Raw genomic sequence first — 21,573 nt, forward strand, 5'->3', positions numbered from 1 at the left:
CTTGAACATAATGATAAATGTTCTGATTTCTTCCGTTTGTCCTGATCATCCAATTATCATCAATGATTGTCCCGCTTTATTTTATCTAGACATTCTTCGGAGCGGGAAATTCCATCGTATAATATAAGTAATAATGAAAGACTATCAGAAAAAACTCATACTTCCACTATAACATAGAATAGGCTCTTTGACTAGCTTTTTCACCTGAATCTGAGCCCTTTTGGATAATAATTTTTCAAAACATTTCCCGTTACTTTGGCAAAGCCTAATCCGTTTCCTTGAACCACAACTTGATACCATCCATTTGGTAGAGCTTCAGACAATTGAACAGTCTCACCAGCCACATATTTTACAAAGTCCTCATCATTGATTTCGACCCTTTGTTTCACTTGGCTTGGTTTCAAGGCTAATCCCAGAGCAAAGCTTGGTTCGAATCGTTTCTTCTTAAACGTCCCCAGATGGAGCCCATTTCGGGCAATTTTGAGCTTCCCTAGATCAGGTAGCATCTCTGGCAAGAGATAGAGCTGATCTCCAAAAGTCTGCAAGATACCAGTTAGATTGACCTGTAAGTGTTTTTGGGCAAATTCTTGCCACAAGTCCAGCTGTTCACGACTGAGATTGCTCTTGCTAGCTTTGAATTTAGGTGCTGGATTTTGTCCCTTAAACTGTAAGTGTGCAACAAACTGGCCTTCTCCCTTGAAATGATGAGGATACATCCGCGCAGTTTCAGGAAGATCAATTCCTGCTACCATACCGTTCACATGCTCGACTGGAAGCAGTTCAAATTCATAAGTATCCAGCAACCAGTGGATGATTTCTTCATTTTCCTCAGGTGCCCAAGTACAGGTCGAATAAACCAGACGACCACCTTCAGCAAGCATGGTCACTGCATCTTCTAGAATTTCCCTTTGGAGACTAGCGCATTGGCTAGGATAATCGGTACTCCAATAATCCATGGCATCGGGCTGCTTACGAAACATCCCTTCACCCGAGCAAGGTGCATCAAGGACAATCACATCAAAGTAACCTTTAAAAACCTTGGCTAAGCGGTCAGCAGATTCATTGGTCACGACAACATTTGTGGCTCCAAATCGCTCCATATTTTCCACTAAAATCTTAGCACGCTTGCTTGAAATTTCGTTGGAAACAAGGACTCCTTGATTAACCATATAGGATGCTAGTTGAGTGGATTTCCCACCTGGTGCCGCTGCCAAGTCCAAGATCTTCATGCCAGGAAGGGGCTGAGCTATCTGGGCCACCATTTGGGCTGCAGGCTCTTGCGAATAAACGAGACCTGTCACGTGCTCTGGTGACTTCCCTGAGACCTTACCATAGTGTCCCCAAGGTGTATGGGGAATAGCATCCGCAAACGACAACTGACTTTCTTTTAAGGGATTAACCCGAAAAGCCGATACTGCTTCCTGTTTAAAAGAGGCAAGAAAGTCTCTTGCCTCGTCTTCTAGTATCGCTTCATATTTTTCAACAAATCCTTCTGGAAATTGCATTTAGTTCTCTTTCCTTTCGTAGATATAAGACTGAATCTCTTCTTGCATCTCGATTGGCACCATCATGACAGGCTGACGCGTTTTAAAATCAGCGGGATCACCCGATACCGTAAGAAGGCGATAACCCAGACTTTCCCCTAAGATACTGGCCGCAGCGTAATCCCATGGCTGCAAGTAGGTAATATAAGTCAGAAGACGACCCGATAAAACCTTGGCAAAACTAATGGCCGCACTGCCGTAAACACGGACACCCAATGCTGCTCGACCCAAATCACCCAAACCCCACTCATTGGTTTCAAACATACCTGAGTTACCGGCAACTAAAAATTCTTGAAGAGGTTTCCTTTTAAAAGTCGGTAAGGGATCATTATTACGACAAGGAGGAAAGGCACCACCACCATGGTAACAATCACCTTTCATGACATCATAGATGACACCAAATTTGCCCACACCGTCCTCAAAATAAGCCAACATCACGGCAAAATCTTCCTGCTGAGCGACAAAGTTATTGGTACCGTCAATGGGATCAATCACCCAAACACAACCTTGACCGACTGCAGCACGTAAACAACCCTCTTCCGCGCAAATCAAGTCCTCAGGATAGGAGGACTTGATCCGATCAACCAAGAGTTGCTGAACTTCCTTATCCAAACGCGTCACCAAGTCGGTAGGTGAAGACTTGCGCTCAACCTGCAAATCTTCTTTCATGTGAGCCAAAATATAGTCAGCAGCGTCCTGCACAATCTGTTTGGCAAATTCAAATTTAGTTTCCAAGAGAAATCTTCCCTTCTCTTTTTTCTTTTGCTAATTGAACTGCATGATAGAAGGAATAACCGCTAGCCGTCTCAAATTCGCGACCTAAGCGCTTTTCTTCACTTTTGCTCGGAACGACTGACTTAAATTCCTTGTAAGACTCTAGCAGTTTTTTAGCTTCTACCTTATCTTCATAGGCGGCTTCAACATCATTAAAAAAAGAAAGCACTGAAGCAAGTTCTTCAGTGCTCCACGACAAATCTAGTGGGTAACTATACTGTTTGTTCATCTATCCTATACCAGCTCTCAATGTTGCTTCTTTCAATTCTTGTTTACGGTAACTACGAGGGAGAAAAGCACGAATCTCATCTTCATTAAAACCGATCTGCATGCGTTTGGTATCTATAATAATTGGGCGACGCAAAAGACTAGGATATTGCTCAATCAACTGAAGCAACTCCGATACCGAGATACTCTCTACATCAATATCTAATTTTTGGAAGATTTTTGAACGAGTTGAAATGATGTCATCAGTACCATTTTCGGTCAAGGAAAGAATATGTTGTAATTCTTTTCTTGTTAAAGGACTAGTCATAATATTATGCTCTTGAAAGGGCACTTTATGCGTCTCTAACCAAGCCTTTGCCTTACGACATGATGTACAACTCGGTGATAAAAATAGTGTAATCATGCTTTTCTCTTCTTTAATCTATACTTGCTATTTCTATTATACAAAAAAATAAAGCGCTTGACTAGGTATTTTTAGAAAAAAAGCCTATTTTTTCATAGAAAATAGACTGTTTTCTGTAAAAATCACCTGTTTTACAAATTTATCTTTAGGATAACCTAACAATATATAGGGAGTGGAGTAACTTCTCTCGTTTTTTATTAAAAATACAGAATTTTATCTACTTTTTCCTTGAAGCTTTAGCAAGAAGGAAACCAAACATTCCTTCATACAAGGCAAAGAAAAGTAAAAAGGCATGGAGGAAGAAAGTCTCTGGTAAAATCAGAATAACTCGATCCTTTGCTGGATCAAAAAGCCAGGTATCGTCTCCCACAAAGAGAATCTGATGGAACAGAGTAAAGAATTGCTCAAAACCAATCAACACTCCTACAAGCCCAATGATCAGAGGCAATAGTACTAAAGTCAAGATACTTTTACGATATAGTGCTAAAAAGCCTTTTTTGACAATCTTTTTAACAAAGAAATAGAAACTTGGAAGTGTCACCAAAGTGACCAGCTGAACCAAGTGGAAGAGATTCTTCACCACCGCAAAGTGGTGTAAACCAGCCGCTGACGAACGGAAATCTGGCATCTCTAAGACCTGACTAAAGGGATTGGTCAGGTAATTCATCAAGATATGAAAATTGTACTGAATGGTTTCGGGCTTTAGATAGACTCGATCCGCTAAGTTCAGCCACTGAATCTCCATAGGATAGAAAATCCATGCCAGATAAATGGTTAAGAGAATAGAAATGGAAAGGAGAAAAAGCATACTTCCCCAAAAAGTCAGTTTAGTTCTCATCAAAATTCCACTCCGCAAGGCTAGACACCACATGAGTTGGTGCGATTGGCAGGTCCGCTACTTCTTCTGCCTTGGTAAAACCTGTTGTCACCAAGAGAGTTGGAATACCATTGTCAATCCCTGCTCGGATATCTGTCAGGTAATTGTCTCCAACCATGAGCAATTCTTCTCTTTTCAAACCTAAGTGCTCAACCGCCTTGTCCATGATGATAGCATTTGGTTTCCCAATATAAACTGGTTTTACTCGTGTTGCTACTTCAATAAGTGTAATTAGTGAACCAGCACCTGGCAAAAGACCACGTTCCGTCGGGATATTGAGGTCAGGGTTGGTTCCGATAAAGTGAGCACCCTTTTGGATAGCTAGAGTTGCTGTGGCAAATTTTTCATAGTCGACTTGCCAGTCCAGTCCAACTACCACATAGGCAGGATTTTCCTTGTCTTCGACATAACCAGCTGCCTGAATGGCATCCTTGAGTCCTGCTTCTCCGATGACATAGACTGTCTTTTCCAGTCCCATGTCATTCATATAGTCGATGGTTGCCAAAGTTGCCGTGTAGACAGTTGATAGAGGCGTATCAATATTAAAATTTTGAACCAACATCTCTTGAACACTCTCTGGAGTTCGGGTTGTATTGTTGGTTACAAAGAGATAGGGAATTTCTCGCTTCTGCAATTCATGCACAAAAGCCTCTCCCGCTGGAATCCGGTCTTTCCCTTTGTAAATGGTCCCGTCTAAATCAATTAAATAACCTTTATATGTCATCTCTCTTTAGTCCTTTTTTATTTCTTGCCAAGTAATCATAGCTTGGGCATTGATCTCGCCATCACTGATAATCTCATGCTTGCTTTCTAGTCCCTTGAGTTCATAAGCTGAAGCAATCATGCCACCTGGCCGCACTTCTTTGACATACTTGAGATTGATTTTCTTTGGAATGTACTTGGTTAGAAAATCGGCACCCATGACCTCAAAAATCCAGTCTAGGTATTTACTATTATTGACATGACCATTCATATCCAAATCGTAAAAACGAACATGGTAGTCTTTACTGATTGGATCTTCTAGATTTACATACTTTGGACCACGGATGAGTTTTTTATCAAACTCAGACTGGTAAGGCGCAACAATCTCCGGTTCTACAGCATGGACTTTCCGACTATCTCTGTCCATGAGAACAAAGGTTGCTACCATGCGAATGATTTCTTGACCTGCTTCATCATAGATAGTGAAACGGCGGTAGCAAAAAAGACGATTGTAAGTCAATGCTTCTGTTTCAATCGTAATCTCTTCAGCAAAGCGAGGCAAGCGAACCACTTCAATTTCATAATCCGTGATAATCCAGACCAGATTGTAACGCTCCAATACGTCCTTGTCACTGACTCCTAGCTCAATCGACTGCATACCTGATACTTGCAGGGACAGCAAAATCACATCTGGAAGTTTGATATGACCGTTCATGTCCGCCATATCAAAAGGAATTTTCATTTTCATTTGATAAGTTAAGCCCATTGTTCTACTCCAAAATAAATCGTTCTGCTACAGTGTCTCCTAAAAAGAGACCTCTCTTTGTCATTCGGACACGATCACCATCGATCTGCATGAGTCCTTGTTGAACCAAGTCTCTGATGATTTTTCCATATAGTTCATCAAAGGACCGTTCGAATTTTTCCTCAAATCGCGCCATGGAAACCCCGGATTTTTTCCGGAGTCCCAGAAACATTTCTTCTTCCATCTGCTCCCTTTGACTCAGGTGTTCTTCTGTAATCCGAGCATTTCCTGCCTCTACTGCATTGAGATAGTGGCGGATAGGACCGTGGTTTTTATAACGCACCCCGTTCACATAACCCGAAGCGCCCGCACCGATGCCATAATACTCGGCATTATCCCAGTACATGAGATTGTGGCGACTTTCAAAGCCAGGCTTAGAGAAATTGGAAATCTCATAATGCTCAAAACCAGCTCGCTCAAGCTCTGCAATAATGTACTCAAACATCTCCGCTTCTAACTCTTCCTTAGGTAGGGGCAGTTTCCCTCGTCTCATGCGGTTCATAAAGACCGTATGATTCTCCAAAATCAAGCTATAAAGACTCATATGAGGAATGTCAAGCGAAATGGCCTTAGCTACATTGTCCTTGACCTGAGCCATAGTTTGACCGGGTAGGGCATAAATCAAGTCGATGGAGATATTGTCAAAACCAGCCAATTTAAGACGGTCGATATTTTCATAAATATCCTTCTCCAAATGACTGCGCCCAATCTTTTTCAGCATTTTGTCATCAAAAGTCTGCACACCTAAGGAAACACGATTGACTGGCGACTGTTTCAAAACCGCAATCTTATCCGCGTCCAAATCGCCTGGATTAGCCTCAATGGTCAACTCTTCCAAGACTGACAAGTCTAAGTCTTTAGTCAAGCCATTTAAGAGCACTTCTAATTGCGGAGCTGACAAAGCCGTTGGCGTCCCACCTCCAATGTAGAGAGTTCGTAACTTTTGGATATCATAAGAACGAAACTCCTCTAGCAGATGCTCCAGGTAACTATCTACTGGTTGATTCTTGATAAATACTTTTGAAAAGTCACAATAATAACAAATCTGTGTGCAAAAGGGAATATGCACATAGGCGGACGTTGGTTTTTTCTGCATAGTATTTATTATACCACAAAGACAGGCTTGCAGATAAAAATCACCATCTCCAAAAATCAGAGATGGTGATACATTATACTTCAGTAATATCGATGATGATTTCTTCTTGGTCTTCAGCAACGTCTGGAGTTGTTGACTGTTCTTGCCACTGCTCCTTGAGATTGTTAAAGGTTTCCTTTGACGCTTCTGTCGCTTGTCGAGCACAGCTTTTAGCTTGGTCAAGGACACTATCAAAAGTGATTTCACCAGATTCTACTTGTTCCTTTGTTTTCAGCACAAAATCCGTTGCCTGTTCCTTCACTTCTGTCAATTTCTCACAGACTTGCTCTCTAGCATATTCTGGATCTTCTCTCAAATCATCTAGAAAATCCTGAGCTTGACTACAAACTTGCTTACCCTTGTCACTCGTCAAAAACAAAGCAAGAGCTACACCTGAAACAGTTCCTAAAAGGATAGAGGATAGTTTTCCCATAAGATTTCTCCTTTTTTATTTTTTGAAAAATTTACTTGCGACACGAAGAGCGGACAAGCCTGCACCTGTTTTAATGGTCTTTGAACCAGCTGATGAAGCTTTCTTGCTCAAGACACGCGCTTGACTATTGAGGTCAGATACTGACTCAGATAAGTCCGCCACCGCCGTAAAGAGTGGGTCGATCGTCGCAACTTTGATATTGATATCGTCTGCTAACACATTGACCTTAGCCAACAATTCATTGGTCTGATGCAAGGTAACGTTCACATCTGAGCTCAACGTTTTGATGGTTTTCTCTGTCTCATCAATCATACGACCTGCTTTTTGAATCGTAATTGTCAAATAGACTAAACAGACAATCAAAGCAATCGCAACAAGAATATATGCAACTTCTAACATTTATTTTTCCTCCTCATTATGATAGAAAGGGGCTTTCTTTCGATTTTGATAAAGTATGATAAAAATACCGAGTCCGATAAGGACAACTGATAACCATTGGGAAACTCGCAGGCCAAAGAACATGAGGCTGTCTGTCCGCATACCTTCGATGATCATACGTCCAAAGCCATACCAAATCAAGTAGAAAGCAGTGATATGACCACGTCTGATTCCCTTTAATTTTCGTCTAAAAATCAAGATCAAAGCAAAACCGATCAGATTCCAAACCGACTCATATAAGAAGGTTGGTTGACGATAGCTCCCCTCAATGTACATCTGGTCACGGATAAAGCCTGGCAAATAATCCAAACTATCTACTGCTGCACCGTAGGCTTCTTGGTTAAAGAAGTTTCCCCAACGCCCTAAACTCTGGGCAACCATGACGCTCGGTGCTGCAATATCTAAGAAATCCCAAGTATTAATCAGCTTTCTATCTGCAAAGATATAAAGAACAATAGCGCCCGCTATCAAACCTCCGTAAATGGCCAAACCACCATTCCAGATGGCGATGATTTCACCTGGATTTTGCAGATAATAATCTAAGCGAAAGAGTACGTAGTATAGTCTAGCACCTAAAATAGCTACCGGAAAAGCAATCAGGATAAAATCTAAAATATCATCTGACAGAATTTTCTTTTTAGGAGCTTCTTTCATAGCAAGATAGACTGCCAGAACCAAACCAGCTACAATACACAAAGCATACCAACGAATAGCAAAGGGACCAATTTCAAATGCGACTGGATTAATCATGTTTCACCTCATTTTGAGCGATTAGATTTGTCAAGCGTTCTTCAAATAAACGTGTCGCATCAAAGCCCATTTCTTTGGCACGGTAGTTCATGGCAGCCGCCTCAATAACAACGGAGATATTTCGTCCTGTTTTTACTGGAATGCGGATACGTGGAATCGTTACACCAGAAACTTCTAGTTCTTCAGCATTGTTTCCTAGACGGTCAAAGGTCTTATGCGTATCGTAATTTTCTAGATAAACCGCTAACTGAACTTGTGAAGAATCTTTTACAGCACTTGCACCATAGAGACTCATGATATCGATAATCCCAACGCCACGAATCTCAAGTAAATGCTTCAAGATTTCAGCAGGTTCGCCCCAAAGAGTCATCTCATCCTTAGAATAAATATCTACACGATCGTCTGCTACTAGACGGTGTCCACGCTTCACAAGCTCAAGACCTGTCTCGCTCTTACCGATACCACTATCCCCTTGGATCAAGACACCCATGCCATAGATATCCATCAAGACACCATGCACACTGGTACGTTTAGCCAAACGGGAATCAAGGTAGCTAGAAAGTTCTCCAGATAAACGACTGGTTGCTGTTCGACTGGTTAAAATCGCAATCTTGCATTCTCTAGCAGCCCTCAACATTTCCTCTGGCACTACCAGACCACGAGCCACGATAACCGCAGGTGTTTCAGGTAGAAACATTTTCTTCAAAACTTGATAACGGTTCTGGGCAGGCATGGCAACTAAATAGGACCACTCCTTCATCCCTAAAAGCTGAATCCGTTCTGGTGTATAGTAATCAAAATAGCCCGTCATTTCAAGACCAGGTCTCATAATGTCTGCAGTATTGATTTCTTTTTCAAGTAATTCGCCTTCACCATAGACAATATCTAGTCTGAGTTTTTCAATGACATCTCTTACTAAAACCGACATAATTTCCTCCTTCAATCGAGTTCTCCCTACTATTATATCAGATTGTAGGTGGAAGTTTCCTTTTTTTGCAGGATTTACAGTATTTATTTAAAAATAAAAAGACTAGATTTCTCTAGCCTTTCATTTCAAATTAGAATTTTTTACGTTTACGAGCTGCTTCTGATTTACGTTTACGTTTTACAGAAGGTTTTTCATAGAATTCACGTTTGCGTGTTTCTTGAAGAGTACCAGCTTTAGTAACCGCACGTTTAAAACGACGAAGTGCATCGTCAAGAGATTCATTCTTACGTACTACTGTTTTAGACATTTTTTTCACTCCCTTCAAGTTCAAGATCTATTCTATTTTACACGCAAAATGAATAAATGTCAAGAGAAAACTAAGTTTTTTATTTTTCATAATGACTAATAATATAGTCCACCATCTCCTCCATCTCTGCTTCAGATAAAGGTAGTTCCCAGTTTGTTGTTTCCATTTTAAGAAAGGCATCACTGACCTCAGATTTATTATCTGGCAACAAAATGTTGCCGTCTTTTTCAAACATAATACCTATCCGATCATATAAGACATGAAGATTATTAGTTTTATTTTTATTTTTATTTGGATCAATATCAAAAGACTGTAAAGAGATTAATATATCATTTCCTTTATAAGACAAATCAATCCACATATGATTTGATAAATCATATGGTCTAGATAATCTACTACCCGAGGTGTACTTTTTATTCCCCATACCTCCTGAATATTGATTTCTTGTGTTATATGGTTTATCTTTTGACTTAGTAAAAAGAGAATTCCCTTCCTTATCTTTCTTCTTTGTAATGAATTTTATTATTTTTTTTCTCTCTTCCGTTCTAGCGCTCTTATATGCTTCTTTTACTTTTAGAAATTCTTCTTTATTCATGTTATCCTCCTAACGTCATGTTGCAGTTTTATATGTCTAAAAACACTCACTCCAATGAGCAAGTGATTCTGAATTTATTTTTCAAGTAAGCTTAGTGCTTCTGCATCTGCGATAATCGTCACGTCAGGGTGGTTTTGTAGGCTACTTGCTGGGAGATTCTCAGTCACTGGGCCTGATACTGTTCCAGCAATAGCTTCTGCTTTCGACTCACCGTATGCAAAGAGAATAATTGACTTAGCATCCAAGATGTTTTTAATCCCCATTGAGATGGCTTGGGTTGGGACGTCTTCAATCTTCTCAAAGAAGCGAGCATTGGCTTCGATAGTAGACTGGTCAAGTTCTACTAGATGCGTTTGACTGTCAAATGGAGTACCAGGCTCATTAAAGCCGATATGTCCATTGCGACCAATTCCCAAGATTTGTAAATCAACAGGATGGTCAGCCAAAATTTGATTGTAGCGTTCAACTTCTTCTTCAGCATTGTCCTTAATCCCACGAGGCAAGAAGCTTTCTTTAAATGGTTTTTGGTTGAATAAATGTTCTTGCATAAAATGACGGTAAGACTGAGGATTGTCTCCGTCAAGTCCCACATACTCATCAAGGTTTACACTGGTTAGATTTGAAAAATCAAGGTCACTCTCAACGATTTCCTTGTAAAACTCAAGTGGACTGCTCCCTGTCGCAAGTCCTAATGTTTGAGCGCCATTGGCCAATTTTTCCTTCAAAATCTCAAAAGCTACTTTTCCACCTTCGACTTGATTTTCAACTTTTATAACTTTCATCTTTTCATCCTCCGTTTTAATCTATATTTATTATATGGTATAGACCAATTTTTGTCAAGTGAAAACGATTTAATTTCTAAAAAAAGAGCGCCCAAACTTGAAACGTGTTATAATGGATAAGATTAGAACTTAGAAAGAATGATGAAAAAAATGAATACAGCTGATTTTGATTTCCACTTGCCTGAGGAATTGATTGCCCAAACGCCACTTGAAAAACGAGATGCCTCCAAGCTTCTCATCGTAAACCGGGAAACGGGAGAAATGCAGGATAAACACTTCCACTCCATTATTGATATGCTGGAACCTGGAGATGCACTCGTTATGAATGATACCCGCGTTCTTCCTGCCCGCCTCTATGGCCAAAAAGAAAAGACGGGAGGCCATGTGGAACTTCTCCTACTCAAAAATACTAATGGTGATGAGTGGGAAGTTCTGGCTAAACCTGCCAAACGCCTCAAGGTTGGCACTCGTGTCAACTTTGGCGATGGTCGCCTCAGCGCTGTCGTTACGGAAGAATTGACCCACGGAGGCCGCATTGTCCGCTTCGAATACCAAGGAATCTTCCTAGAAGTCTTGGAAAGTCTAGGTGAAATGCCACTACCACCCTACATCCATGAAAAACTGGATGACCGTGAACGTTATCAAACCGTCTACGCTAAGGAAAGTGGCTCTGCTGCAGCACCGACTGCTGGCCTCCACTTCACCAAAGAACTGCTAGCAGAAATCCAAGCCAAGGGTGTCCATTTGGTTTATTTGACTCTCCACGTTGGTTTAGGAACTTTTAGACCTGTTTCTGTGGACAATCTGGACGAACACGAAATGCACTCCGAATTCTACCAACTTTCTGAGGAAGCAGCAGCCACTCTTCGCTCTGTTAAGGAAAATGGTGGACGCGTCATCGCTGTCGGAACCACCTCTATCCGCACGTTAGAGACTATTGGTTCCAAGTTTGACGGGCAAATCCAGGCTGATTCTGGCTGGACCAATATCTTTATCAAACCTGGTTACGAATGGAAGGTTGTGGACGCCTTTTCAACCAACTTCCATCTGCCAAAATCAACTCTCGTCATGTTGGTTTCTGCCTTTGCAGGCCGTGAATTAGTCCTAGATGCATACCAGCACGCTATTCAAGAACGCTACCGTTTCTTCAGTTTCGGTGATGCCATGTTTATCTATTAAGAAAATCCCTATTAGGAAACCTAATAGGGATTTTTCTAATCATTCCATACTAAACTTTGGATCTTTCAAACTCTGAACACTGGCATTGATAACTGCTCCGATAATCAAAATCTTAGCAATAAGAATAAACCAGAACATCATGACTACCACGATAATGGAACTGAAAAATCGAACGTCAACTAGGTGATTAACATAGTTATTAAAATAAACAGAAAAGATATTCAATAAACCGATAAGAGTTAGCAAAACAAAGATACTTCCTGGTAAAACATAGCGGATTCGTGGCGTTTTTACTTTTGGAAGGAAATAGTAAATCATGACTAGAATGGCAAAGATCAAGGCATAGACCAGAGGACCTGTAAAATCTTGCAGGTAAGAAAATAGCGGACTGTCTGATTGCCAGTAAGTTTTGAGGAGGTTGAGCAACATACGACCAAACATACTCAAAAACAAGGCTAGGGCAAAAAGAATCTGCAAGCCGAGGCTAACAAGCAAACTCATCAACTGATGGGAGATAATTCCTCGACTTTTGGTCACCCCATAGGCTTTATTAAAGGCTTTTTGAAGGAAATCCATTGATTTTGAAAAGGTCCATAGGGCTGACAAAACAGCAAAACTCAGCAAACCAGTCGATGGTTGAGTCAGAACTTCTCGGACAATCTTAGCGACCACATCATACACTGTATCAGGCAAAAATTCCTTGATTGTCAGTAAGAAATTTGAGACCGGAATCTGAAAATAAGGCAAAATATTGACCATTATCATTAGCAAAGGAAAGATTGAAACCAACCAATAGTAGGCAACCGCAACACTGGTCAACTCACTATCAGATGCTTGATAATAATGCAAAAAAGCTTTCAATAAGGGCTTATCCAATAGCTCCTTCCACCACTTTTTCATATCCCATCCTCCGTCATTTTCTTCATCATCTAAGTTCTTCTGATTAAATCTAGCATATCATAAGGTAAGGTATTTGCAGCCTCTTTCAGAGAATAATTTTCTAAATTATTCACATTTTGTCGTAGTTTTTTGGCATACTTGGCTGTTATCAGTTTAGCTTCTTCGTATTCAAAGATTGCCTTACGTTCGAGATAGTAACCTCGTAGCATTTCATCGATATTGTTTGGCTTGATGCGATTGATAACCCGCTCAACAAAGGCACCACTTCCGATAATGGCCGTCTCGCGTAGACGAGACTCTTGCATAAAACTAATCAGAGAACTCTTGTAAACCCCTTTTAGGTTTTCCAAACTCTCGATAATCAGCTCTGTATTTTCCAAATACAACTCTGAAATCTGATCATAGTCAACTGCTAGTAGTTTACGAGATTCTTCATTCATCCAACTACGGAAAGTTTTGCCAAAGGTAAACATTTCATGGAGTAGAAAGCGCAGTATCCGTAAAGAAACTAGGAAGTAATAAGTCACTCTAGAAGCGAAATTCCGATTGATACTCTGCTCCATGTTTTTTAGGTAACGTTGGTAAACTCGATAGCCACGCTCGCTGATTCTATTTTCTTCGTAGGCTTGCTCCAAACCGTCACTCTCAATACTCAAGATAAGAAGCTTGAGAGACTCCCAGTCCTCTTGGACTCTTTTATTTTCCTGACTAAGGATGAGATTTTCAATCCGACCATGATAATTATCAATAGCTGCATAAAGAGGAAGTTTGTTCTTGTGATGGTCCAGCTCTTTTTCTAATTCTGCAGCTACATCATTCAGAATCGCAATATGCATCAAATGATCCTTGCTTTCCTCTTGTTCTTCAGATAAATGAGGGAGGACTAGTAAACCCGTTAAAAAGCTCAGCAGTGTAACGCCTGCTACAAGGAAGAGCAATAAAGGATATTCCTGCTCCAAATGACTTGGTATGAGGAGAATGGTCGCGATAGATACTGTCCCTTTGACACCAGAGAAGGTCAAAAGAAGCATATCTTTCATGTACTTATGAATTTTTTTCTTAAGTCGACGCGTCCTCACAAAGTAAAAACCAGCAATCATGACAAAGCGGATGGCAAAAAGCAAGAATGACAGTAAAACAACAGATACTAGTAAGAGTAGGGGGTTATAAAGGGGATTAGTCAGGATAGGTTCTGCTATCATTTCCAATTCCATCCCCAAGATGACAAAGACAGATCCATTGAGCATAAAGGTCACGGTATGCCAAACAGTATCAGTAACGGTATCAACTTGGGCTTCGAGGAGTGTGATTTTCTTGAAACGACTGGCCTTCAAAATCCCTGCAACTACAACTGCGATAATCCCTGAAACATGGATTTCTTCGGCGATAAAGAAGGTCATAAGAGGCAAACTCAGTTCAAGCAAAAGTTCACTCGCTATATCCGTCGCTCGCATACTCAGTAAAAATGTATGCAGGAAACGATTGATCATTGCCGTCACAAAGCCGACCGCAAAACCACCTATGATAGACAGGGCTAAAGAAGTCCCAGCCTGGCTAAGAGAAAAAGCACCTGTTGTCCAGGCAGCCAGAGCTACTCGAAAGGCTACCAAACCAGAAGCATCATTTAAAAGTCCTTCTCCTTTGAGAATATTGGATACCCGCTTTGGGAAACTAAAACGCTCAGAAAGAGAAGCAAAGGCTACCAAATCAGTCGGACCAAGGGCTGCCCCAACAGCCAAGCAAGCCGCCAAGGGAAGGCTGAGCCAAAGAAGATGGGCCAAGCCACCCAAACTCAGGGTCGAGATGAAAATCACTGGAAAGATTAAGTAAACAATGATGCGCCAGTGTTTTAAAATAGCCGTAACATCTGCTTCTTCAGATTCTCTGAAAAGCAAGGGCCCGATAACCAGTGCTAAAAATAACTCGGTATTGAGATGAAAGTCGGTATTTGGCAAAAAGAGACCAATCACAATTCCCAAAAGGATTTGTACTAGGGGAAGAGGCAAAAAAGGCAAGAGTTTATTAGTCGTACTGGAAACAATTAAGACAAATAAAAATAGAATCAGGTAAATGAGTAATTCCACGCAATTCCTCCTTAGTCTTTTTTACAGCAAGATTCAAATATCTCCTTCTGTTCTTGGATTTTTTGATCAATCTTGGAACAGTCTTTGTGCTCAATTTTTTTCTGGCACCGTTCCATTTCAAGAGCCACTAACTTTTTCTTGATTTTGAGCATTTTCTTACTCATATGCTCTTTGTCGAGCACTCCAACTGCTCGCTCATGTTGCGTTGACTCAACAAAATTTTGGCGCATAGCCTCTAATTTCTCACGTAGGTATTGTTTATCCATGCCTGTATCTTTCTAATTTTTCAATCATAACTACAAACGGGGGGTTGTTAACTTGGTTGAGGATTCGATAAATCACAACTGTGTACTCTTGTTGGTTCAACTGACTCACAAAGTCCAAAACAGCATCCTTTTCAATATCTCCTCCCTCATGACCATAATAAATCATAATGGCAATCCGTCCACCCTTGACAAGCAAATGACAAAGCTTTTCAAGTGCCTCAATGGTAGTCTGAGGTCGGGTAATAACAGACTTATCAGCAGATGGCAGGTAACCCAGATTAAAAATTCCTGCCTTAGCTTCTGTCACAAACTGATCGAGCGTCTCATGCCCTTGCAAAATCAACTGGACATTCTCTAAACCTGCCTCATTTAAACGGTCTTGGGTTTTATCCAAAGCTTGTTTCTGTATATCAAAGGCATAGACTTGCTTTGCTAGTTTGGCTAAAAAAAGCGTGTCGTGACCATTACCCATGGTCGCATCCACAACAATATCTTCTTTTGTCACGACTTCAGCCAAAAATTCATGTGCCATCTCAAGTGGTCTTTTCATTTTTAAACTCCTGTTTTACAGCCTTGCATCCTTGAACACTGCCCCGTCGTCTCATTTCAGTTTCAATAGCATTTAGCACTTCCCATTTATTGAGGCTCCACATGGGACCAATCAACATATCTCTAGGCGCATCTCCCGTGATTCGGTGGATGACGATATGCTTGGGAATGATTTCCAATTGGTCACAAATGACCTTGACATATTCGTCCTGACTCATCAGTTGCAAACGTCCTTCGTGGTAATCTCGCTGCATACGCGTATTGGTCATGAGATGGAGCAAGTGCAGTTTAATTCCTTGAATATCATTGTCCGTGACACAGCGACGGACATTTTCAATCATCATCTCATGAGTCTCACCGGGCAAACCGTTAATCAAATGGGAAACAATCTCAATCTTGGGATATTTCCTCAAGCGTTTTACTGTTTCAACATACAATTCATAAGAATGGGCACGGTTAATCAGGTCAGAGGTTGCTTCAAAAGTAGTCTGCAAGCCCAATTCAACTGTCACGTGCATACGTTCCGATAACTCAGCCAAATATTCGATGGTTTCGTCTGGCAGACAGTCTGGCCGTGTTCCGATATTGATACCTACTACACCTGGTTCGTTGATTGCTTGTTCATAACGCTCCCGAATCACTTCCACCTTTTCATGGGTGTTGGTAAAGTTTTGAAAATAAACCAGATACTTTTTAACTTCTGGCCACTTGCGGTGCATAAAGTCAATTTCCTTATAAAATTGCTCACGGATAGGGGCATCCGGTGCCACGATGGCATCTCCAGAACCTGAAACCGTACAAAAAGTACAACCACCATGGGCTACAGTTCCATCCCGATTTGGACAGTCAAATCCCGCATCAATAGGAACTTTGAAAGTCTTTTCTCCAAAAAGTTTTCGATAATAATCATTCAAGGTATTATAAGATTTCATAACTTTCATTATAACAAAAAACACCTACAATCTCAAAAGCCTGACTTTCCAACAAATTCCCTTGTTTCTCATTTCCTTTAGCGTTTTTTTATGATACAATATGGGTATGATTTTAATGAAAATAGCATCTATTTTATTATTGATATTAACCTTGGTGGTTTGCTTTATTGTCACCAAGCTTTTCGGACTTAGGAAAATAGGATTTAATTTCGCGGATCTCGCTTTTCCACTTTTGGTATTCGAGTACTATCTGATTACTGCTAAAGCTTTTACCCACAACTTTCTACCGCGACTTGGAGTCGCACTTTCTCTCCTAGCAATCCTCCTTGTAGTCTTTTTCCTTGTCAAAAAACGAAGTTTTTATTACCCTAAATTCATCAAGTTTTTCTGGAGAGCTGGTTTTCTCCTTACCTTAATCATCTACATAGCAATGATTGTCGAATTGATGATGCTCCCATAAAAAACATTCCCTCAGACAGCTGTCTAAGGGAATATTTTTATCTTCATACTTACTTTCTAAGCTCGACCAAGATACTTTTTTTATTTCCTAAATGTTAAGGCGTAGAATTTTCCATCCCAAAGAAGTTTCATTTCCTTTTCCTTAACTTCGCTTGGAACAGCATTCTCAATTTCACTCAAATCAACAGTAGCATCTTTGAAATAATCCTTACTAAAATGATTTTTCTTATATTGCTGATCCACATAGTCAGCCGTCTCATCTGCGATTAAAATTTTTGTTCCTGGCTTCGCCACTCGTAGCATTTCCTGCATAGCCTTGGCCTTATCATTGAAAAAATTGATTCCGCCAATATGGTAGACAATGTCAAAACTATTATCCGCAAAGGGTAGATCCTCCGCGCAAGCATGGAAAAGTTGCAGATTGGTCTTTTTAGCGCAAGATTTCTGGCATTTTTTTAGCATACTGATAGAAATATCCACCCCTACAAAGTCTAAACTTTTCAGGTCAACTGTATCAGGAATATAACGTAGGTCTTGGCCAGTCCCGATAGAGACATAAAGAACAGATAAATTATCTTTCCATTCTATTTCCTCCATCAGATCCCTTCTCAACTTATCAATTGCTTTGCCGTGGAGAAGTGGTCCTATCCATTTCTCACTCATATCGTACCAGCGAGCCATACGGTTATACATGGTCATGTATTTAGCATTATCTCCAGATAGATAATCAGGATTAAGAGACAGATAGATAGCCCCTTCTTTTTGAAAATTTTCCACCTCTAAACCTGCCTTCAATTTATCTTGTAATCTTGTTTCAATCATATGCAACATCTCCTTTTCTATTTGTCACCTATTATAGAGGAATTCATCGCAAAAACAATAGCTTTTCAGTAAGTGGCAACTATCCACTTGTATCCGGTAGTAGAACCAGGGTTAGTTACAAAAAAAACAAGTGCCAATTTCCATTGACACTTGTTTCCACTTTTAAACTGCCTTGCAAAATTTCGTGAAAGATACCGTTTAAAAAACTTAATCTTCTTTTTTGCGTCTTGCCAAGAATCCTGTTCCCAATCCAAGAAGGGCGATTCCAGCTACTAGAGTCGCTTGGTTAGACTCGCTTCCTGTATTAGGTAATTCCCCACCCTTTTTAGGCTTACCTGGTTCATTTGGTTTGCCAGGTGTTGGTTTTTCTGGAGTGTGTGTATTTGTAATGTTGTAACCTTCTACTGAAGCTGTATAACCATCTGGAACATTCACTTCTTCAACAGTGTAGGCAATCTCCTTACCTTCTTGATAACGATCAAGACCTGTAAACTCATAAGTCCAGCCACTTGTTTCTGACACTGTAGCTGTCTGACCAGTTTCCTTACCATCTGCAAGAAGTTTTACGGTGATAGATGCTGGACGGATGCCATCTTTGTTATCTTCATCTTTCCAGATCTTATGACCTTTTACAGCTGTTTTTTCTGGAGTATGTTCGTTGGTAATGGTATACTTGCCATCCTTATCTGTAGTGATGGTTGCTTTGTATTCTGTCATAGCAGTTTCTTTGACAGTATACTTGATTTCTTTACCATTCTCATACTTAGGAAGTTTTTTAGATTCGAACTTCCAGCCAGTTTTTTCTGAAACTTCAATTTCTTGAACAACTTTTTCGCCGTTAAGAATTTGAACTTTCACAGATCTTGTACGTTTACCGTCTTGGTTGTTGTTATCTTTCCACACCTTAGTTCCTGAAAGAACAACTGTTTCTGGGTTATAGGTGTTTGTCACTACTTGACCAGTCACAGAGGCTTCGTAACCAGCTGGTACATCCACTTCCTTGATAGAATAGGTGATTTCTTTTCCAGCTTCGTATTGTGGAAGATTGGTGAAGGATGCTACCCAAGTGTTATCATCAGTCTTTTCCTTAGCTGTTAAGGTCAATTTCTTACCTTCAACAGCTACTGGATCTGCATTTCCTACTTTTTTATAAAGTTGAACCGTTACGGACTCAGGACGTTTACCGTCTTGGTTGTTCGCATCGTTCCATACTTTTGTTACCTTGTAGTCAATTTCTTTAGGAGCATATTTGTTTGTGATGGTAAAGTCTGTAATAGTCGCTTCGTATTCTGCTACGGCTTCTTCTGTTACAGTGTATTTGATTTCTTTACCAGCTTTATATTTTGCTAATTTTTCGAATGTAGCAGTCCATGTTCCGTCTGCAGCTGCTTGAACCTCTTTCGATGCAACTTTCTCACCGTCTGCTAAAAGATTGATTGTAATCTTAGTCGGACGTTTGCCGTCTTGGTTATTAGCGTCATCCCAGTTCTTAGTTGCTTTTACATCAACTGTTTCTGGTGAATAGCTATTTGTGATGGTGAATCCTGATGCAGCATCACCAGTAATTTCAGAAGTATAACCAGCAACAGTTACTTCTACTACTGTGTACTTAATAGGTGTTCCGCCTTTATCAGCATCAAGGTCTTTGAAGCTTCCAGCCCAACCATTTGCTTCAGTCAATTCAAGTGTTTTACCAGTATCTTGACCATCTGCAAGCAATTTAACTGTGACAGAAGTTGGACGTTTACCGTCTTGGTTGTTCTCGTCCTTCCATACTTTCTTCACAGGAACTTCCGTTTTTGCTGGAGTGTAAGTATTCTCGAAAGCTTTTTCATCATCGTAAGAAACAGTTGCTTCAAGTGCACCTTTACCCTTGTCCGCTACAGTAACTGTAGCCGTAACAGTTTTAGTGTCGTACTTGATGCTTGTATCACTGCCAGCTTTTTCAGCAATTTTAAAGGTATAAGTCCCTGCTTTGTCGAATTCCAATTCTGAGAAAGCAATGTTTCCGTCTTTGTCATTCTTCACAGTTTCTTTCACCTTACCATCTTGGTCTGTTAAAGTGAATTCAAACTCTTCAGCCTTCAACTCACGTCCTGTAAGTTTTTTATTAGCTTTAATCTTAACTTTAGCTTTGCTACGTTTATTTGTAACTGTTTTGATAGCTCCATCTTGTCCAACAGTCATCTCAAATGGAGTAGGATTCAACTCATATCCCTCAGGAGCCTCAATTTCGGTTACCGTAAAGTTCCCTTTCTTGATATCACTTTCTGAGTAAATAGATGATTCAGCAATTCCGTTATCATTTGTCGTTACAATTTCCTCTTTAGCCGTAGCTCCTGCCGGAGGAGTAATCTTGAATTTTGCTCCTTTTAGACGGTCATGAGTCAGCTCGTCGACCTTGTAAAGAATGATACGGTAACCAGTTTCTAACTGAATTGTACCACCAGAAGCAACGACTGAGTTTCCGATTTGCTTAACGACAGTCTTATTACTATAGTCGTCATATGTTAGAATCTGGTCATCACCCTTCATTTCAGCATTGTTTTGGACTTGCGTGCCATCAGCTGGAGCACTTGTTTTATAATTAATTCGAAATGCTGCTGGTTTACCGTTCTTCGCAAGAATTGAAGATGCATTGTTAATTGTTAAAGTAAATTCTGTGTAAGAATCATTCCATTTTACTTGGTAATCCTTACCAGCTTCTAAAACCACTTCATCTTTAAAGTAATAATATTGATCATACCAACCTGCCGTGACGCTAAATGTTTCAGGGATCATCTGCATTGGTGAAGCATTTGGATCTACCCAGTCATGAATTTCAATTTTATTATAGGCTGCTTGTTTCGGATTAACACGAACATACCAGCTGTGTAAGTATTTTCCACTCTTATTTAGAGCCTTGGATGTCCAATCCTCTTTGTAAATCAAACCATGATATTTATTGAAATTAGCTCGACCGATTCCTTCAGAATAATCAGCCGTATCACCTTTTTTAACCTTGATTTGATGGGTGATTTCATTTATGGTTTCCGTCTTATCAAAACGGAGCGTTTCATTGCTTAATTCATTTTTAGAACTAAAACCAACAAAGAAATTTCCTTTAACGTTTTGGACTTGATAGCCACCTTTTTTCTCAAGATAGGTTTTCAGATTTTTTAATGTAATAGTCGCCTTACCACCATTATTATCCCCGTTTGATACAATTTGAGTTTCTCCGATAACGAGATCTGTTTCCTTATCTTTTAAATCAAAAGTTTCATTTCTAACAGTTAAAGGGCTCGGAACAGTAAAGGTAAAGGTATCACCGTCCTCTAATTTACCATCATAGGCGCTCAAATCGTAATCAACAGTGAATTTATAATTTGAGTAGTTATGATGCTCAGGAGAAAGTGTATAAACACCATTCGCATCCGGTTTTATAAACTTACCATTATCAACCTCCCAAATTCCAATATTACTGATAACGTTCTTCAGTTCCTTTGCTTGAACTGAATTTGGAGCAAAGATTATCCCTAGCAAACAAGCCAGAGAAGTTAGGATGGGTAACCAAAATTTCTTGTTCTTCATAATCTTCCTTTCTAAATTACCGAAAACATTAAAACGACAAACTATGATTATAAAATCTCAACACTCATCTCCTTTCGAATTCGTTGAAATCCATGAGGGTTATTGAATCAA

23 protein-coding genes and 1 pseudogene are annotated in these 21,573 nt (G+C 40.1%); 2 read left to right on the plus strand and 22 right to left on the minus strand.

Annotation, left to right across the window (positions count from 1 at the left end; translation table 11 throughout):
- Nucleotides 1-200: 200 nt before the first annotated feature.
- The 15 genes and pseudogenes from PCY17_RS01425 to PCY17_RS01495 form a co-directional block, all read right to left on the minus strand.
- Nucleotides 201-1,505 carry an RsmF rRNA methyltransferase first C-terminal domain-containing protein gene (locus PCY17_RS01425; protein ID WP_301391050.1) on the minus strand — a complete coding sequence of 435 codons (1,305 nt, stop codon included), beginning with the start codon at nucleotides 1,503-1,505 and terminating at the stop codon, nucleotides 201-203.
- A complete protein-coding gene (locus tag PCY17_RS01430; protein WP_070567670.1) occupies nucleotides 1,506-2,279 on the minus strand; it encodes an inositol monophosphatase family protein in 774 nt (257 codons plus the stop codon).
- Entirely contained in the window at nucleotides 2,269-2,547 is a 279-nt protein-coding gene (locus PCY17_RS01435; RefSeq protein WP_001041968.1) for a UPF0223 family protein, read from the minus strand. The genes PCY17_RS01430 and PCY17_RS01435 overlap by 11 nt, the downstream gene beginning before the upstream one ends.
- Complete coding sequence (locus PCY17_RS01440; protein WP_000631261.1) at nucleotides 2,548-2,949, minus strand: Spx/MgsR family RNA polymerase-binding regulatory protein; 402 nt, start codon at nucleotides 2,947-2,949, stop codon at nucleotides 2,548-2,550.
- 217 nt (nucleotides 2,950-3,166) lie between these two features.
- On the minus strand, nucleotides 3,167-3,787 hold the full coding sequence (locus tag PCY17_RS01445) for a TIGR01906 family membrane protein (protein WP_268711181.1): 621 nt from the start codon (nucleotides 3,785-3,787) through the stop codon (nucleotides 3,167-3,169).
- Nucleotides 3,777-4,550, minus strand: coding sequence for a TIGR01457 family HAD-type hydrolase (locus PCY17_RS01450; RefSeq protein WP_301391054.1), 774 nt, complete (start codon nucleotides 4,548-4,550; stop codon nucleotides 3,777-3,779). The genes PCY17_RS01445 and PCY17_RS01450 overlap by 11 nt, the downstream gene beginning before the upstream one ends.
- A 6-nt stretch (nucleotides 4,551-4,556) precedes the next feature.
- A complete protein-coding gene (locus tag PCY17_RS01455) occupies nucleotides 4,557-5,294 on the minus strand; it encodes an acyl-[acyl-carrier-protein] thioesterase (protein WP_070697376.1) in 738 nt (245 codons plus the stop codon).
- 4 nt (nucleotides 5,295-5,298) lie between these two features.
- Nucleotides 5,299-6,429 carry a radical SAM family heme chaperone HemW gene (gene hemW / locus PCY17_RS01460; RefSeq protein ID WP_301391055.1) on the minus strand — a complete coding sequence of 377 codons (1,131 nt, stop codon included), beginning with the start codon at nucleotides 6,427-6,429 and terminating at the stop codon, nucleotides 5,299-5,301.
- 73 nt (nucleotides 6,430-6,502) lie between these two features.
- Complete coding sequence (locus PCY17_RS01465; RefSeq protein ID WP_301391056.1) at nucleotides 6,503-6,901, minus strand: YtxH domain-containing protein; 399 nt, start codon at nucleotides 6,899-6,901, stop codon at nucleotides 6,503-6,505.
- A pseudogene (locus tag PCY17_RS01470) lies at nucleotides 6,874-7,300 on the minus strand (DUF948 domain-containing protein). The gene PCY17_RS01465 and the pseudogene PCY17_RS01470 overlap by 28 nt, the downstream one beginning before the upstream one ends.
- On the minus strand, nucleotides 7,301-8,089 hold the full coding sequence (lgt, locus tag PCY17_RS01475; RefSeq protein ID WP_000609711.1) for a prolipoprotein diacylglyceryl transferase: 789 nt from the start codon (nucleotides 8,087-8,089) through the stop codon (nucleotides 7,301-7,303).
- The gene (hprK, locus tag PCY17_RS01480; RefSeq protein ID WP_000115190.1) at nucleotides 8,082-9,017 is read right to left on the minus strand and encodes an HPr(Ser) kinase/phosphatase; all 936 of its coding nucleotides are present in this window, start codon (nucleotides 9,015-9,017) and stop codon (nucleotides 8,082-8,084) included. Before hprK ends, lgt begins: the two co-directional genes overlap by 8 nt.
- 130 nt (nucleotides 9,018-9,147) lie before the next feature.
- Nucleotides 9,148-9,324: a 30S ribosomal protein S21 gene (gene rpsU, locus PCY17_RS01485; protein WP_000048054.1), complete on the minus strand. Its 177-nt coding sequence runs from the start codon at nucleotides 9,322-9,324 to the stop codon at nucleotides 9,148-9,150.
- 79 nt (nucleotides 9,325-9,403) lie between these two features.
- A complete protein-coding gene (locus PCY17_RS01490) occupies nucleotides 9,404-9,919 on the minus strand; it encodes a hypothetical protein (RefSeq protein WP_001030875.1) in 516 nt (171 codons plus the stop codon).
- A gap of 74 nt (nucleotides 9,920-9,993) precedes the next feature.
- The gene (locus PCY17_RS01495; RefSeq protein ID WP_301391057.1) at nucleotides 9,994-10,701 is read right to left on the minus strand and encodes a glucosamine-6-phosphate deaminase; all 708 of its coding nucleotides are present in this window, start codon (nucleotides 10,699-10,701) and stop codon (nucleotides 9,994-9,996) included.
- 150 nt (nucleotides 10,702-10,851) lie between these two features.
- Here PCY17_RS01495 and queA point away from each other — a divergent pair, with 150 nt between their 5' ends.
- Nucleotides 10,852-11,880, plus strand: a complete 1,029-nt coding sequence (queA, locus tag PCY17_RS01500; protein ID WP_045617979.1) for a tRNA preQ1(34) S-adenosylmethionine ribosyltransferase-isomerase QueA — start codon at nucleotides 10,852-10,854, stop codon at nucleotides 11,878-11,880.
- 39 nt (nucleotides 11,881-11,919) lie between these two features.
- Here the strand turns inward: queA and PCY17_RS01505 are convergent, their stop codons facing one another.
- The 5 genes from PCY17_RS01505 to PCY17_RS01525 are packed head-to-tail and all read right to left on the minus strand — an operon-like array spanning nucleotide 11,920 to nucleotide 16,620.
- On the minus strand, nucleotides 11,920-12,780 hold the full coding sequence (locus PCY17_RS01505; RefSeq protein WP_045617421.1) for a YihY/virulence factor BrkB family protein: 861 nt from the start codon (nucleotides 12,778-12,780) through the stop codon (nucleotides 11,920-11,922).
- 29 nt (nucleotides 12,781-12,809) lie between these two features.
- The gene (locus PCY17_RS01510; protein ID WP_045617422.1) at nucleotides 12,810-14,864 is read right to left on the minus strand and encodes a sodium:proton antiporter; all 2,055 of its coding nucleotides are present in this window, start codon (nucleotides 14,862-14,864) and stop codon (nucleotides 12,810-12,812) included.
- Between the two features lie 11 nt (nucleotides 14,865-14,875).
- Entirely contained in the window at nucleotides 14,876-15,130 is a 255-nt protein-coding gene (locus PCY17_RS01515) for a hypothetical protein (protein WP_007520326.1), read from the minus strand.
- Nucleotides 15,123-15,680, minus strand: coding sequence for a class I SAM-dependent methyltransferase (locus PCY17_RS01520; RefSeq protein WP_045617423.1), 558 nt, complete (start codon nucleotides 15,678-15,680; stop codon nucleotides 15,123-15,125). Before PCY17_RS01520 ends, PCY17_RS01515 begins: the two co-directional genes overlap by 8 nt.
- Nucleotides 15,664-16,620: a TIGR01212 family radical SAM protein gene (locus PCY17_RS01525; RefSeq protein ID WP_216728267.1), complete on the minus strand. Its 957-nt coding sequence runs from the start codon at nucleotides 16,618-16,620 to the stop codon at nucleotides 15,664-15,666. The genes PCY17_RS01520 and PCY17_RS01525 overlap by 17 nt, the downstream gene beginning before the upstream one ends.
- Before the next feature lie 91 nt (nucleotides 16,621-16,711).
- Here PCY17_RS01525 and PCY17_RS01530 point away from each other — a divergent pair, with 91 nt between their 5' ends.
- A complete protein-coding gene (locus PCY17_RS01530; protein WP_000525394.1) occupies nucleotides 16,712-17,071 on the plus strand; it encodes a DUF3397 domain-containing protein in 360 nt (119 codons plus the stop codon).
- Nucleotides 17,072-17,151: 80 nt separating this feature from the next.
- On the opposite strand, the gene PCY17_RS01535 is transcribed toward PCY17_RS01530, so the two are convergent.
- Entirely contained in the window at nucleotides 17,152-17,892 is a 741-nt protein-coding gene (locus PCY17_RS01535) for a class I SAM-dependent methyltransferase (protein WP_125413738.1), read from the minus strand.
- A gap of 207 nt (nucleotides 17,893-18,099) precedes the next feature.
- The gene (locus PCY17_RS01540; RefSeq protein WP_301391060.1) at nucleotides 18,100-21,462 is read right to left on the minus strand and encodes a Cna B-type domain-containing protein; all 3,363 of its coding nucleotides are present in this window, start codon (nucleotides 21,460-21,462) and stop codon (nucleotides 18,100-18,102) included.
- Nucleotides 21,463-21,573: the final 111 nt, after the last annotated feature.

It is taken from the genome of Streptococcus sp. SO2, assembly GCF_030440025.1.